This is a genomic window from Stygiolobus sp. CP859M, from assembly GCF_037389975.1.
Classification (GTDB): Archaea; Thermoproteota; Thermoprotei_A; order Sulfolobales; family Sulfolobaceae; genus Stygiolobus.
In genome coordinates, this window is the sequence record NZ_JBBHKS010000009.1 from 64,254 (window position 1) to 78,346 (window position 14,093).

A 14,093-nucleotide genomic window follows, 5' to 3' on the forward strand; every position below is an offset into this window, starting at 1 on the left:
ACACATTTAAATTTTTATGCCAGATACAGTCTTATGTCACTGGAACTTCTACTCAGTAGATTTCTTTATTACGTCGAGAAAGGAGATCCGTTACCTGTAGCCTTCAAAAAAGCTCGTGAAATGGGGAGATATAAGATCGATAGTAATGATGCTTACGAAAAAGCAAAATTGTTGGTACTCCAATACCTTTCTTTGAAAGGGAGAAGTAGGAGGAAAAAAGTCAAGGAATTCTTGCAAGGAAAAGGAGCGATAGTTTTCCCTGATTGGATGGAAAAAAGGTTGTCAGGACTTTACGACATAGGAGAGCTAAAAAAGTCGTTGATAAGAAAAACCACGTGGTTTTGGGTTAACACTCTCAAAACCGACGAAGACAAAGTGATTAAGAGTTTAGAGAACAAAGGTGTAGTATTGGAGAGAGATAAAGATTATCCTTTTTTGTATAAATTAATAAATGGTAATCTCTCTAAGACGGAAGAGTTCAGAGAATACAAAGTTGTAATTCAGGATAAAGCGAGTGTAAGCGTGGTTGCGACACTTTCCCCTAAAAAAGGTGAGAGTATATACGATATGACCTCAGCACCAGGAGTAAAAGCAACACTAATTATGGTGCTCACTGAAAACGGAGCTAAGCTTACTCTTAGTGAGGTAGAGTATAAGAGATTAATAAGGGAGGTCAACTTCATGAAAAACGTCGGAGTAAATTTGGACAGAGTTAATATTATACACGGTGATGCCACTCATTTAACTTTCTCTAAGAAATTCGACAAAGTTTTACTAGATGCCCCGTGTAGCTCTTCAGGTATGATTTCAAACGAGCCAACAGTACTCCTTAGGTTAACAGAGCGTAAGGTTTTAGAGTTGTCAAAGTTGCAGATGCGGCTTTTGGATAAAGCCCTATTTTTATCAAATACCGTAGTATACGCTACATGTTCCATATTCCCAGAGGAGGGAGAAGAAGTTATTAAGAACGTTAGTCATAAAGTAGTCTTTTCCAAACGATTCATACCTTATATTCACGGCACAGAGGGCTTTTTTGTGTCAAAGCTTGAGGGATAACTTAAATATGCTTTACTAATTAATTTTCTTATTCTCCTTGACTTTAGGTAGTCTCTAATGTTCATATAGAATTACCTTAACGAACAAGGTTTATAAGAGAGAAGGCAAATAAAAAGGCAAATAAAATAATAATAATCCAAGACATCATAGAAACTTGTAAATTTGAAGCGGTATAATGATGTAGAGTACTATTCCAAGTACGAAAATAACGATATTACTCCCCTTTTTCTTTACCCTTTAATAGTTCCTTATCCCTAAACTTTTTATGCTACTCTTAGAATTGATCAAAGATGATAGAAGACCTATCTAAACTATTAAATGAAGTAAAAGCGAAAATATATAAAGAAAAGGAGGAGTTGATAAAAGATATCACAAAGGTCACTTCCTCAATTCATGATAATATAGCTTCAGAAATCGCAAAAGCTAAGAAGGAAGGGAGAAAAGTAGATGAACTAGAGAAGGAGTTCAAAGAATTACTAAGTAAGCTCGATAAGTTAAAGGAAAACCAAGGTAAGATGAGCATAAAGGACATAAAGAGTGCTTTAGATACTTACATTAAAAAAGCTGAAGATATAGTAGAAAAATTAAAGAAAAAATGACGAATTAATTACCTTTTTATCCTATTTCTTTTACGCCTATTCTATCAATATTACATGACCCTTGCTCTTAGGGGTCGGACTTTCATTGAGGTTTCATGAATTTGTATTCAACCTCTCGTCCTCATTCCCCTTGTCCGGCTCCCCATGCCGTCTACGGGAGAGGTAGTTAAACCACTCCCTTCAAGGACATAGGGAGCCTCATCGAACCCATCCTCCCCCTCACATTGCTCATCGAGTTCACTGTAGGGCTCTCTTCTACATTTTAGTATATAACTACAAAATTTATAAACTTTCACGAGAAGGGCTAGGAATGTTAAATAGTATCAAATGACATAAAATTCACGGTTTATCGGAAACTGTTGTCAACGACCACGTTATTATACTCACGAAGACTACTGCTATAGAGAACAAACCCATTATATCAATTCCCTTCGCTAATCCTTCGACACCAAAGTACTCACCTATAAACCCCAGAATTATATTACCTATTCCGCCTACCATGCCTCCTATATTATATGCGAATCCTGATAGGAATCCTCTTAGCTCTGTGGGGACAGCATCAGCTAATAGAAGAGGCATCAGAGGCCAGAAACCAGTAGAAAATGCGTATAATATTACCCCTATTATAGGTATAATAATAGGCACATATAGGAAAGGCACTGCTAATGGTAGGGATATTAAGAGACCAATTACACCAATATAAATTAGTTTCTTTTTATCAAACCTATCCGCTAACCTACTGAACAGTATAAAAGATATTGCAAGCCCTATGTTTGCCACTGTCATTAAAATTCCTAAAGTGTCAGGGTTCAAGTGTAAATACTCGTCTGCAATTACGGTGTAATAGCCGAATACGGCAAAATAGGCTAAGAACATTCCTATCATTCCAGCCGTAGCTCTAATGAGAACAGGGAGATAGTCCTTAATCTTTATACTAAAATGGGCCGCGTGAGAAGATACACGCTCTTCCGCAATAAATTTCATATAGGGAACTAGGATGAGAGGTAAACTACCCGTTAGTAACAATAGCCGAGGGTCTCCTCCCAGAAATATATACGAAACTCCAGTCAGTGCATAACCTATACCATATCCAGCCTGGACTATACCAGTTACTATCCCTTTCATATTATACGGGGCGTTCTCGTAAGCTAACACGGTCCCTGCAGTCCACTGTGCACCCATAAATATCCCTTCAAGTAGCCTGGAAACATAAAGTACTTCTACGTCAGGAGCAAAGGCTAATAATAACTGAAAGAGAGAGTAACCGGCTGTTCCGATAATTAAAACCGGTTTCCTACCTATTCTGTCAGCCACATTTCCGAAGTACGCTCCGCCTATCACCCTTCCTATTAGCCCTAAGGCGAAGAGCACTGTGTAGCCAAAGAAATCTAGCCCGTAAACTCTCTCTAGGTAGGAATAGACGTATGTCAACAATAACAAGTCATAAATGTTACCTGCCCAAGCATAGGTTGACGCAATGGTCGAGTGGATGTAATTTTAAAAATTGAAAATAGATTTAAAATAAAAGGTTGTTTGTATTATACTTTTACAAATTAATATAAATCAAAGAGTTAGAATAAAATTTTTTCAGCTTAAGTTCGAAATTCTACATTACAGTTCCCAAAACCGTTTTTCATGAGATTAGAGACAAGCTAGGTAAATTTTTTATTAATAGTTGGCGTTTCGAATTACTATGAAAATAGGACTAGCTGGATTAGGTATAATGGGCTACAGGGTAGGGGGAAATTTAGCAAAAGCTGGAAAACTACACTTAGTTTACAACAGAACGGAAAGAAAAGCAGAACAGTTCAGTAAAGAATACGGTGTTAAGTACGTCAAAGATCCTATTGAATTACTGAAAGAGGTAGACGTGCTGATAACAATGCTAGCTGACGACGATGCTGTTAGCAATTTCTTAACACCTTTGATACCTTATAGCAAGGGTAAAATTATAGTAGATATGTCTACTATATCACCCTCAGTATCAATTGAAATTGCAAAGAAAGTTGCAGAGAACGGAGGTTTCATGTATGACGCACCAGTTATAGGTACTTCAGTTTTCGCTGAACAAAAGAAGTTGACAGTGTTATTGGGAGGTCCAGAGGAGAAATTAGACGTGGTTAGGGAGATACTTTCTGAAACTGCGTCAACGATCCTCTATATGGGAGGAAACGGAATGGGATTATATGCTAAGCTTGTAAACAATTTGATGGTAGGTGTTTATGTAGCCACATTAGCCGAAGCGTATAACTTTGGTGTAAAGTCTGGATTAAAGCCAGAGGACGTGTACAAAGTCCTAGCCTTATACGGTAGTGCTAAGTCTCCAACCTCCGAACTGAAGGTACCTAAAATGATTAACAATGATTATTCAACTCAGTTTGCAATAAAACACATGAGAAAAGACCTAGAAATAATAACAAAAGAGACACAGAATGTTAAGGTAATTAACCCATTATCGTCACTAGCTTTACAGTTGTACAGGATGGCAGAGGCTATGGGCCATGGAGAGAACGATTATGTTGCTGTTTTAGAAGTATATCGTAAAGGTAATAAATAGACTCTTAATCTTAAAAAATCTCGGCTAAATAAGTAATCTCTTTTTATCCTTTCTCAAATACCTCTACGATATGCTACAGAAAGAGATAGAAAACTATTTTACTTATTTCATTAGTAGTATATATCTATCTCCTCGTTCCTTAACTATTAAGTCTACTAGCTCATCTGGGACTGTAGCTTTCCTTTCAAAGAGAAGTAATATCTCATCAAAGTTATTTAGCACCTGCTTAAAGAGCTTACCCACGAAATCTTTATTATATATAGATGGAATGGCCTCTACTTTATAGTAGTTTCCTTGGTCAATATAGTCAGCAAATTCTGTCTCCATTATTTCCTTAACTCTACCGTCTCTCTTAGCCCTACTTTCAATCATAGGTATAACGACTCTTTTACCTTTTAGATTTTCTATTACTTCAACTTTTTTCTTTAACTCATCAACAACTTCAAAGAATTTCTTCATATAATATGTAGCAATATCCGTTAAGAAGACCTTGTCTTTAGTGTCATACTTTGCGTGAAACTCAGTGTAAAGCCAGTTATATGCTTCAATTATTTCCTCGCGTCTATTGGCAATTATGTCAAAGAACTTTATCTTTAGACCCTTTGTTAGAGCTACGTTTAGTAATTGCATTCCTACTACTACATCACCGTCCAAGACTTTGTCTACTGGATAAGAGGAGTTCGGTGTTACTGCTAAAGGCTCCGCTCCAATTCCATAAAGTACACCGTCCTCTAAGTCTGTATAGGAGTAAAAGACTATTCTATAGTGATTAAGGAATTGCGAATTGGGGTACCATTCTAAATACTTTTTTAATCCGTCCTCCTTTACTTTTTCGATTTCATCGTAAATCTTTTCAAAAGCATCCTCGAATTTCTTGAAGTTACCGTTAAGTCTACCGTAAGGTACAAATATAGGCTCTCCGAATTTAGGAGATAAATACCTCAGCCCATAATACTTAGCTACATCGTTAAGGTTTACGTCCATAACTGTCTTTATAACCTCTCTCATATGTTGGTTAAGTGAATCTATATGGAAGATCTTCTTTTCTCCTCTCTTTAGTAATGCCATAGTGTTTATTTGAGAGCATTAAAAATAAATCTAGTGATCGTAATATAGTGAGCTTATGACATCTAGTAACGATATCGTCTATTTAACATTACTTGAACTGTTTACGCTATTAACTTTCGCTCAGTTAGGAAGACTCATAACCCAAAGATTCTACCTTCCTATTATCATAGCTGAAATAATAGTAGGTATAACGCTAAGCCCTTACGCTATAGGCGGATATATTGACAGTTTGATCGGGTTGCCTATCTTTGAAGTTAATTCCTATCTTATTCTTTTTGCGGATTTCTCTGTGGTCTTACTGATATTCGCCGCTGGTCTCTCTCACGGATTCAAAGGTTTAAAAGAGTCTGGATTACCAGGCTTTATAGCAGCTACAGCCGGTGCTGTAATTCCCACATACTTAGTTTACGCCACTTTCACCCTCATTTACAATACAACAGTCTCCGCTATTATGGGAGCCGCAAGTGCAGCGACAAGTCTGGCTGCAACTACTTCGATTATTGAAGAGTACAAACTTTACAAACATGATTTCACGCGACTGGTTATATCTGCAGCAGCTTTAGATGATGTTGTATCACTTATCATTTTGTCCGTAATTCTTGAGCTAGTCACACTAAAAGCTCTTTCAGTTAGTCAGATAGTAGTTAGCGTGATAGAAACGGTCTTAGCGTGGTTAATAATTTTGTTCTCAGCAGTATTCATAATTCCTAGAATAATTTCTAGAATAAAAGATGATTTAATTAACAATGTTTCATTGGTAATACTTTTCATTTTAGTCCTGATAATGTTACTCTTAGGCTTTTCTCCCGTAATTGCGTCCTTCGTAGCCGGTGTGGCAATCGCTGAGAGCGTAAAGTCAGAAAAAATAGTTCAGTTCACTTCAACATTACTTTCTATCTTTGGGCCTGTTTTCTTCATATACGTCGGGATGGAGACCCCATACACCACGTTCCTTAACTTGTATGATTTATCCCTAGGTCTTCTATTAAGTTTTCTCGCTATTATAGGGAAAATAGCCGGAATATTTCCGGTTGCATTTTTCATTACAAAGAGTGTAAGAAGGTCGATCATTGCTTCAATAGGTATGCTACCGAGGGGTGAAGTAGGGCTGGTAGTAGCTACTCTAGGTCTTACCTCGGGTATTATAGATACTAATCAGTACTCTCAGATTATTATTATGGCTATAGTAACAACCATTATGGGCGGATTTCTGTTCTCCTATCTTGTAAGAAAGTGGATTCTGACTACTTAAACAACCTTTAATTTAACTTTTAAAAGCCATAAGTACAAAATAATGTCTATGGTTTGGAAACGCACTATAAGTGCTAAAGCCCTAGAAAAAGCTAAATTCGCGTCAGTTAAAATAGACGATAAAGTAATTTTCATTGCAAACGTTAACGGGACCCTATACGGAATGGATGCAGTTTGCAGTCACGCTAGGTGTATACTAACGTTATTAGATGAACAAAAGCTCACAGTGAAATGTCCATGTCACCATGCTGTTTTCGACCTTAAGACCGGAACAATGTTAGAACCTCCTTTCGTTGCACCAGATGCACCTAAAGAAAAACTGGGACTGAAAACATATCAAGTAAGAGACAACGGAGGATGGATAGAAGTAGATATTTAAAAATAAATTTTATCCCTACTAAAACCGATTAGTTCATTAAAGGTCTTATTAAGTAGGTAGTTTTCAGTAGAGATTTCTTAAGCTCCCGAAAAATTCTTTATGCGGGTAATTAAGCTCTCATTTTTATCTTAACCTAATTAGATATAACCTCTTGGTTGATTGACATATCCTTCTTGATTTTCTAACGTATTAACCGCCTTATGAGCTCCTCAATCGTATTCTTTCTTTCCTCATCAGCTAGTCCAGTCTAATCTGAGGCACTTAAAATTCCATTGTTAAATCGAAAGTGGTGAGTATATGTTGAAGTGAGTCCAAAAGCTAAATGCGGTGAATGACAAAGACACAATCTTTAATTGACTATATGAAACTCCCTTATGAATATAGCTTCATGAATATAGCTTCTTGATTCATATTCTGCTACTCTATGAAAAATACTAACCTGACTTAAGAAGAATAAAAACTAAATAAGAAAGTGTTAAGTAGTAGTTTGTTTAACTTGCGTTAATTGAGCTCCACAATTCCCACAGTATTTTGCACTAGGCGGATTAATGTAGCCGCATTTGGGGCACTTGATGGGCATTAAAGAAGCTCCACAATTAGGACAGAACTTAGCCGCAGCAGGGATAATCGCTCCACAATTCCAACACTTCTGCGTATTTTGTTGGGTCTGCGAGTATTGGCTACTTTGTAGGTATTGTGGTTGAGTATATCCTTGCTGGTATGTTTGTCCCTGCTGGTATGGCTGAGAATACGGTTGACTGTATTGCCCATAGTTAGGCTGGGGATATTGCGGTTGAACTGGATATAAGGGCGGAGCACTCATAACAGCCATCATAACTATATTCATGATCTGGTCTTCCTGCATCAGATCCTTGGCTATATTATATGCGTCGTATGCAGCTCCTGCACCTCCTAGTAATGTAAGCAACTTGTTGTGTAAATCCTCGTCCGAAAGTACTGCAATACCACCGGAAGCTAGTAATGGTAACATATCTTGCAATAAGTCGGTCATTCCAGTCTCTACCATAACATAATTAGGACCTTGACAAATCCTTATAGTATAAGCTTTATTTGAACCGGTTAAATAACCCAAAAGGCTCGTATGTTGTGCTTGTATTAATGCAACGTTCTGTCCAGGCATAGGATAAACTTGAAATCCTTGACTCATCAGATACATCGTAACTTGCTGGACTACATATTGGAGGTTTACGGGATATTGAGTAGGAATCATTTGTTGCTTACCACCTAACCCTACAGGTTGCATACAGATCATCATGTTTGCCATTCCTGAGGAGTTACTCATAGGGCCGTTAGGATAGCCGAAGGGTTGAAAACTCATTCTAACCATTCTTAAGAAGACCTAATTATAAAAACATTATGTTAGTGAAAACAATAGAGTAAACATTAGACTCCTTCCCTGATTTCTTATGAAAATGAGAGTAAGTATCATGGTCAATATATTAGAAATAAGAGCAAACTAGGGTATTATAGTTTATTGGACGTGATAAGGCCCTGTTGATATGACAACCGTGTCAATACCAAGTACTAGAAAAGGTCTCTCTCCAAGAGCTCAACTTATCCATGATAATTTGGTCGCTATCATTAGTGGATTATTACGTAAAAATAAGAAGCAAGCGTTTCAAGCTCTTTCGATATTAAATTTAAAGTAAGCTGATAAAATGTATGAGAACCGATATTACGAAGACGAACTTATTGTTATTACAAGATAAGTTCGACTTTATTAAAACTTTTCATTATTAATTCTATGATTTTCAACGAATTTTTCTAGCTATGACCTATTAAAGTTGGTGGTAAGAGGAAAGCTAAGAGATAGTAAAATTTATAATATGGATAGGTTATCCATATGCTATGAGAACGAATCCTGTTCCCAGAGCGTGGAAGATGATATTATTTTATAGTGTAGAAATTATTTTAACGATAATACTTTTTTTCTGGTTAACAGCCATTTCGCAACAGTTGGGAAATATTGAAATAAAAGTGAAAGGGATCGGGGCGAGTTTCTTCACTCTAGGAGTCCTTGCATATATATTCGGTTTAAGACATGCAGTTGACGCTGATCATCTAGCTGCAATAGATAATTCTACAAGAAAGCTTGTTCAGGAAGGTAAACCATCAATGTTCACAGGTTTATTTTTCTCTCTGGGTCATTCTTCCGTTGTTATTATCCTTTCTATAACGTTAATGGTTTCAACAAGGTTAGTAGAGTCAGATATTCCCCAACTAGAAAATTTAGGTTCTATAGTAGGTACGTTAATAAGTGGAGTTTTTCTTTACATAATAGGTTTTCTGAATCTTTTAGTTTTATTCGAGATTTACGAATTGTTTAAACAAGCTAAAAGAAAGGAGTTAGACGAGAATAAGCTAAACGAAGCCTTGCTTAAAAGAGGGTTTATGAACAAGTTCTTCAAAAGCTTGTTCAGGATTGTTAGTAACCAGTATTACCTTTATCCAATAGGTTTTCTCTTCGGCTTGGGTTTTGATACAGCTTCTGAAACTGCTCTATTAGCAATAAGTGCAGGTACAGCAGGAGCTTTCACTAAGATCCCGATTTGGACATTATTAGTTTTCCCCTTCTTATTTACTGTCGGTATGTCACTTATCGACACTACAGACGGCTTTTTCATGAACGGAGCTTATAGATGGGCTTTCATAGGCAACCCTTTGAGAAAAGTGTGGTACAACTTAACAATGACGACTGTATCTATTCTTGTTGCATTCTTGGTCGGTAGTTTAGAATTATTAGGTTTATTACAATCCGAGTTTAATTTGACCGGAGGCTTCTGGGACGTAATTGCGCTAATCAACGGTGATGTCTGGTGGGGAAATATTGGCATCTTGATTATTCTGACTTTTGCCATTGTATGGGGAATATCAGCCGTACTTTATAACATAAAAATAAAAAGGTATGAGATACAGTCAAACTAATATCAGTTCCCACATAGGTCAAGCAAAATTTCAAAAGGAGACCTTTACAATGCTAGACGTATAGTTTATTTGTATTTAACGTGGATTTTTCTTTTTAGTTCTAGATTCTTTTAATCCCATGAATTTTTAAGATAAATTGGACGTATTACCAAGTAAAATTTTAATTTAATTATAAAATAAGAATGTTGTGTATATGTATAATTTTTCTTTATCTACTCCTCTTCTAAATTCACCTTTCCTCTCATTTCATTAATGAATCTGGTATACCTCTTTATAGTGTCCAGCACGAAAATAATTCCAGCTATAAATACTATTATTAAGGAGAATACCTCTGCACCTAAAGAGTCTAATTTAATCAAGTAAAGGGATAAGATAAAAGATGTAAGGAAAAATGAGGCAAAGAACACGCTCTTGGGTAAGACATAGTTAAAGAGAAGCACGTAATCATCATCTAATATGACCTTCTTAACTATGTATTTACCGTCATAAGTCTCTTGAACGAGACCAGCGCTCTTTAGTTTGTTCACATGATATCTGGCCGCACTTACCGAGGAAAAACCAAGGTCTTCTTGTATCTGTTTCAAGGTAACACCATTTCTATTCGTCAGTATATAATAATAGACTTTCTTCGTAGATTGTCGTAGATCTAATTGCATATTAACAATTACTACTAATGTTAAATAAACTTTTCCAACGTTCACATTGGAATAGATATATAAAGTATTTCGAATGATCTATTCATTCGTGAATAAAGTATTAGTAGCAACTATTGCAGGCGTATTATTTTCACTAGGTATTGCGTTTGCGGTGATCTATGTAACTACTTACCTAATGATTTCTCCTCACTCTGTTAAGCCTTCCCAAGTACAGACTTATGCGAGAAATATTACCGAGATAAAACCTTACGTATTCAACGTTAACGTTAGCCAACCGAATTTTGAAGTAGAACAAGCTATAATAGGGGATATAAGAAATAATTTAACTTTTGTTCAAGTCCCCTCGTCTATAAAGAACTATACTTCTGAAATTAATTATACTTCTGAAATTAACAATGAAATTGCCACAATAAACACATCATTCGACGTCGCTTCTGTAGAATCCCGGTACCTCACCGTATTTTATGTAGTACCTAATTTTATCGAGGGAAGCCCTAACTCCACTGTACACTTTTATCTTTACCTGAACACGTCTTACTATGACGACCCAGTTTATACAGATTATATTTATGGTATCACTATGAATGTTTCTGTATCCTTCGTGAAAAACACATCCGGTTTTGGGGAATACGAGGTTAACATAATTCTCGGTAACGTAAAGCCTGGAACCGTAATATTCCTGCCAGTATGGGACTATGACGGATATGAGATAGAATATGTAATTATATGGGTTGTCCCCTCCCACTCGCATCACATATAAAGCTCAGCGCATGAATGGCTCCTCATCACTCGGGTGTCCCAGTTTTCTCCTCATCGCTTTTATTCACTCACTGTTCGTTCCCGCTAGCCTACATCACATCTCAGTTAGGAGGACTGAGATCACTCACTTTGTTGTAACTTATTAAATTCTTCCAAGAAGTCATCCACGAATTTTTTCTCACCTAAGACAGTTATATCGTCAACTTTAGGATCGTAATATTTCTCTACAACCCTCATTATTGAAGTTATCGAGTTAGGAAGTATTTCAACTACCTCGCCTCCCTCTAGCCTATCCGTCTCATAAATAGCAAACGACTGATTTCTATATACAACGACTTTAAGGATAGCTATAACCTTTCCGTCCTCTACTTTCTTATAAACATTAACGTTTCCTAGAGGTTCACCTAGCCCATGGCGAATGTATTCGGCATACTTAAGCATAACTTAATTTACCTCAGAGAAGTTTAAATACTGTGGACTATCTCAAGGACTTGTTTGAATTTCTCAAGATAGACACCACATCAGCCAAAGGAAAAGGAGAAGAAGGGGCGAGATTTCTCGTAGATTACATGAAGGAAAACGGTATTGAGGCTGAGTTAATAAGACATAAGTCCAAGAACCCTTACGTTTACGGAGAAATAAACGTTGGCGGCTCAAAAACACTCCTAATTTATAACCACTACGACGTTCAACCAGTAGAGCCGTTAGACAAGTGGAACACAGATCCATTCAATCCCGTTATTAGAGATAACAAAATCTATGCTAGAGGTGTCGGTGACGATAAAGGATCACTGCTCGCAAGGTTACAGGCCATAATAGACCTGATGAAAGAGAATAAACTAAAAATAAACATTAAGTTCTTGTACGAGGGAGAGGAAGAGATCGGAAGCCCTAATATGGAGGATTTCCTAAAAGACTACCACGAGAAGTTTAAGGCTGACTACATACTATGGGAAGGTTCAGGTAGGGCTCCTAACAACGCTCCCCAAATAGTCTTAGGCGTTAAAGGCTTATTATATGTGGAGTTGAGAAAAAAGACTCCTAAAGACCTCCATTCTATGTATGCACCGATCGCGGAGAACCCCGCATGGGATCTAGTCTACGCGCTGAGGTCATTGAGAGACGAGAGCGGAAGAGTTTTAATTCCCCACTTTTACGATAAAGTCAAGAAGTTAACCGAGGAAGAGAAACAGTATTTAAACATAGACGAGCAGTATCTAGAACAAGCAATAGAACAGAAAGTTCAGAAGGGAGGAATGACGAGACTAGTAGAGGAACCGACGTGCAACATAGCGGGGATTTATGGAGGGTATACTGGAGAGGGTTCAAAAACGGTAATACCATCTTACTCCTTCGTGAAGATAGACTTCAGGTTGGTCCCAGATCAAGACCCTGAGGAAGTACTGAAACTGCTGAAAGAGTATTTAGCTCCTTACGGAGTCGAAATCGTAAAGTATGGCTCCGTAAGACCTTACAGAACGTCGATAAACAGTGAGATAGCAAGAGCTTTAATAAACTCAGCTAAGAGAGTCTATAATGTTGAACCCGTCGTGTTACCTAACAGTCCAGGCACTGGACCTATGGAAATGATCAGTAGGCACTTGAACATTAAACAAATAGCTGATGGGGTCGGAGTAGATAACTACGGTTCTAATATCCACTCCTTTAATGAGAACATATTCGTAGACGATTATAAACTGGGAATGATGTGGATGAAAGAGTTATTAGCGGAGTTGGGTCGTTAAATGCTCTGGTTAGTACTTACCACGGGAAAATGTAATCTCGCATGTGACTACTGTGGTGGCTCATTCCCTAAGGAGATTGTACCGTGGGACGTTAAGTACGATATAAATAAGCTTAAGGTAAATATTGAAAGAGATCCGAACGCGACTGTGATATTCTACGGTGGAGAACCATTAATGAACCCTAAGTTTATAATTCAGGTAATGGACACTGTTAGAGCTAAAAGGTGGGGGATACAAACTAACGGGATAGCCGTAAGACTACTCCCTGAAATTTACTGGAAGAGAATGGACGTAGCCCTGCTTTCTATAGATGGAAGGGAAGAAATAACAGACAAGCACAGAGGGAAGGGAATATATAAAGTAGTGGTTAAGAACGCCTCTTATCTCAAAAATTTAGGAGTTGAAACAATCGCTAGGATGGCAGTAACTCAAGATGCTGACATCTATGAAGAAGTGATGCACTTGTTGTCACTAGGGGTTTTTGACAAAGTCCACTGGCAACTGAATGTTATATGGAGCGAGAGGTGGGATTTCGAGAGTTGGGCTTACTCTTCATACTTACCCGGAATAATGAGGTTAGTAGATTATTTCATGAGTGAGTTGAGAAGAGGGAAGATCGTTAAGATCATTCCTTTTTTGGGAGTGATAAGTGCTCATTTCTTTAAGAGATATAGGGGTGTAGCTTGTGGTGCTGGCTATAATAGTGTTTCTATTTCAACTGACGGTAGAGTGCTGTCCTGCCCTATAGCTGTCAGAGAGAAGTGGGCAGAATTAGGAACACTAGACTCCTTTAAGTTACTCGAAGAACCATTACCTAAAGAATGTAGGAACTGTGAATTTAAGGACTATTGTGGAGGGAGGTGTCTCTACACTATTCATGAGCGGTATTGGGGTGAAGAAGGGTTTAAGATAGTTGATGATGTTACGAAGGAATATCTAAGGATAGTTTTGTCCCGCGTTGACGAAATAAAGGAGCTTATAAAGGAAGGAGTAATAAGGTTGGAGGATCTGAGATATGACCCTACAGAGGACTCTACGGAAGTCATACCTTAATATATTCCTTTATCGTTTTTCTTA

At 37.4% G+C, this 14,093-nt stretch carries 14 protein-coding genes; 9 read left to right on the top strand and 5 right to left on the bottom strand.

Translation table 11 applies throughout. The annotated features are described in order from the left end of the window. Nucleotides 1-33 precede the first annotated feature (33 nt). Together WIW72_RS04050 and WIW72_RS04055 are read left to right on the top strand one after the other, a co-directional pair. Nucleotides 34-1,056 (top strand): RsmB/NOP family class I SAM-dependent RNA methyltransferase, encoded by a 1,023-nt coding sequence (locus WIW72_RS04050; protein WP_337699908.1) that lies wholly within the window; start codon nt 34-36, stop codon nt 1,054-1,056. A 290-nt stretch (nt 1,057-1,346) separates the two neighbouring features. Next, nucleotides 1,347-1,655, top strand: a complete 309-nt coding sequence (locus WIW72_RS04055; RefSeq protein ID WP_337699906.1) for a hypothetical protein — start codon at nt 1,347-1,349, stop codon at nt 1,653-1,655. A gap of 339 nt (nt 1,656-1,994) precedes the next feature. Here the strand turns inward: WIW72_RS04055 and WIW72_RS04060 are convergent, their stop codons facing one another. Beyond that, a complete protein-coding gene (locus WIW72_RS04060) occupies nt 1,995-3,095 on the bottom strand; it encodes an MFS transporter (protein ID WP_337699904.1) in 1,101 nt (366 codons plus the stop codon). Between the two features lie 253 nt (nt 3,096-3,348). On the opposite strand from WIW72_RS04060, the gene WIW72_RS04065 reads away from it, so the two are divergent. Continuing rightward, a complete protein-coding gene (locus WIW72_RS04065; RefSeq protein WP_337699902.1) occupies nt 3,349-4,212 on the top strand; it encodes an NAD(P)-dependent oxidoreductase in 864 nt (287 codons plus the stop codon). A 102-nt stretch (nt 4,213-4,314) separates the two neighbouring features. On the opposite strand, the gene WIW72_RS04070 is transcribed toward WIW72_RS04065, so the two are convergent. Continuing rightward, nucleotides 4,315-5,280 (bottom strand): hypothetical protein, encoded by a 966-nt coding sequence (locus tag WIW72_RS04070; protein WP_337699900.1) that lies wholly within the window; start codon nt 5,278-5,280, stop codon nt 4,315-4,317. Nucleotides 5,281-5,335: 55 nt separating this feature from the next. On the opposite strand from WIW72_RS04070, the gene WIW72_RS04075 reads away from it, so the two are divergent. Continuing rightward, nucleotides 5,336-6,532: a cation:proton antiporter gene (locus WIW72_RS04075; RefSeq protein WP_337699898.1), complete on the top strand. Its 1,197-nt coding sequence runs from the start codon at nt 5,336-5,338 to the stop codon at nt 6,530-6,532. A gap of 48 nt (nt 6,533-6,580) precedes the next feature. Beyond that, on the top strand, nt 6,581-6,910 hold the full coding sequence (gene sdx / locus WIW72_RS04080) for a sulredoxin (protein ID WP_337699897.1): 330 nt from the start codon (nt 6,581-6,583) through the stop codon (nt 6,908-6,910). Between the two features lie 475 nt (nt 6,911-7,385). Here sdx and WIW72_RS04085 read toward each other — a convergent pair whose 3' ends face one another. Further along, nucleotides 7,386-8,249: a zinc-ribbon domain-containing protein gene (locus WIW72_RS04085; protein ID WP_337699894.1), complete on the bottom strand. Its 864-nt coding sequence runs from the start codon at nt 8,247-8,249 to the stop codon at nt 7,386-7,388. 530 nt (nt 8,250-8,779) lie between these two features. On the opposite strand from WIW72_RS04085, the gene WIW72_RS04090 reads away from it, so the two are divergent. Continuing rightward, nucleotides 8,780-9,856 carry a HoxN/HupN/NixA family nickel/cobalt transporter gene (locus tag WIW72_RS04090; protein ID WP_337699893.1) on the top strand — a complete coding sequence of 359 codons (1,077 nt, stop codon included), beginning with the start codon at nt 8,780-8,782 and terminating at the stop codon, nt 9,854-9,856. 212 nt (nt 9,857-10,068) lie between these two features. Here WIW72_RS04090 and WIW72_RS04095 read toward each other — a convergent pair whose 3' ends face one another. Further along, the gene (locus tag WIW72_RS04095; RefSeq protein ID WP_337699891.1) at nt 10,069-10,512 is read right to left on the bottom strand and encodes an ArsR family transcriptional regulator; all 444 of its coding nucleotides are present in this window, start codon (nt 10,510-10,512) and stop codon (nt 10,069-10,071) included. Nucleotides 10,513-10,600: 88 nt separating this feature from the next. On the opposite strand from WIW72_RS04095, the gene WIW72_RS04100 reads away from it, so the two are divergent. Further along, a complete protein-coding gene (locus WIW72_RS04100) occupies nt 10,601-11,272 on the top strand; it encodes a hypothetical protein (protein ID WP_337699890.1) in 672 nt (223 codons plus the stop codon). A 119-nt stretch (nt 11,273-11,391) separates the two neighbouring features. On the opposite strand, the gene WIW72_RS04105 is transcribed toward WIW72_RS04100, so the two are convergent. Continuing rightward, complete coding sequence (locus tag WIW72_RS04105) at nt 11,392-11,712, bottom strand: hypothetical protein (RefSeq protein WP_337699889.1); 321 nt, start codon at nt 11,710-11,712, stop codon at nt 11,392-11,394. A 32-nt stretch (nt 11,713-11,744) separates the two neighbouring features. Here WIW72_RS04105 and WIW72_RS04110 point away from each other — a divergent pair, with 32 nt between their 5' ends. Both WIW72_RS04110 and WIW72_RS04115 read left to right on the top strand, forming a co-directional pair. Next, nucleotides 11,745-13,016, top strand: coding sequence for a M20/M25/M40 family metallo-hydrolase (locus tag WIW72_RS04110; protein WP_337699887.1), 1,272 nt, complete (start codon nt 11,745-11,747; stop codon nt 13,014-13,016). Then, nucleotides 13,017-14,069, top strand: coding sequence for a radical SAM/SPASM domain-containing protein (locus tag WIW72_RS04115; RefSeq protein WP_337699885.1), 1,053 nt, complete (start codon nt 13,017-13,019; stop codon nt 14,067-14,069). Nucleotides 14,070-14,093 lie beyond the last annotated feature (24 nt).

Coding starts and splice junctions, on each gene's coding strand:
- WIW72_RS04050 (WP_337699908.1), top strand. CDS start 34: ATGTCACTGGAACTTCTACTCAGTAGATTTCTTTATTACGTCGAGAAA.
- WIW72_RS04055 (WP_337699906.1), top strand. CDS start 1,347: ATGATAGAAGACCTATCTAAACTATTAAATGAAGTAAAAGCGAAAATA.
- WIW72_RS04065 (WP_337699902.1), top strand. CDS start 3,349: ATGAAAATAGGACTAGCTGGATTAGGTATAATGGGCTACAGGGTAGGG.
- WIW72_RS04070 (WP_337699900.1), bottom strand. CDS start 5,280: ATGGCATTACTAAAGAGAGGAGAAAAGAAGATCTTCCATATAGATTCA.
- WIW72_RS04075 (WP_337699898.1), top strand. CDS start 5,336: ATGACATCTAGTAACGATATCGTCTATTTAACATTACTTGAACTGTTT.
- sdx (WP_337699897.1), top strand. CDS start 6,581: ATGGTTTGGAAACGCACTATAAGTGCTAAAGCCCTAGAAAAAGCTAAA.
- WIW72_RS04085 (WP_337699894.1), bottom strand. CDS start 8,249: ATGAGTTTTCAACCCTTCGGCTATCCTAACGGCCCTATGAGTAACTCC.
- WIW72_RS04090 (WP_337699893.1), top strand. CDS start 8,780: ATGAGAACGAATCCTGTTCCCAGAGCGTGGAAGATGATATTATTTTAT.
- WIW72_RS04095 (WP_337699891.1), bottom strand. CDS start 10,512: ATGCAATTAGATCTACGACAATCTACGAAGAAAGTCTATTATTATATA.
- WIW72_RS04105 (WP_337699889.1), bottom strand. CDS start 11,712: ATGCTTAAGTATGCCGAATACATTCGCCATGGGCTAGGTGAACCTCTA.
- WIW72_RS04115 (WP_337699885.1), top strand. CDS start 13,017: ATGCTCTGGTTAGTACTTACCACGGGAAAATGTAATCTCGCATGTGAC.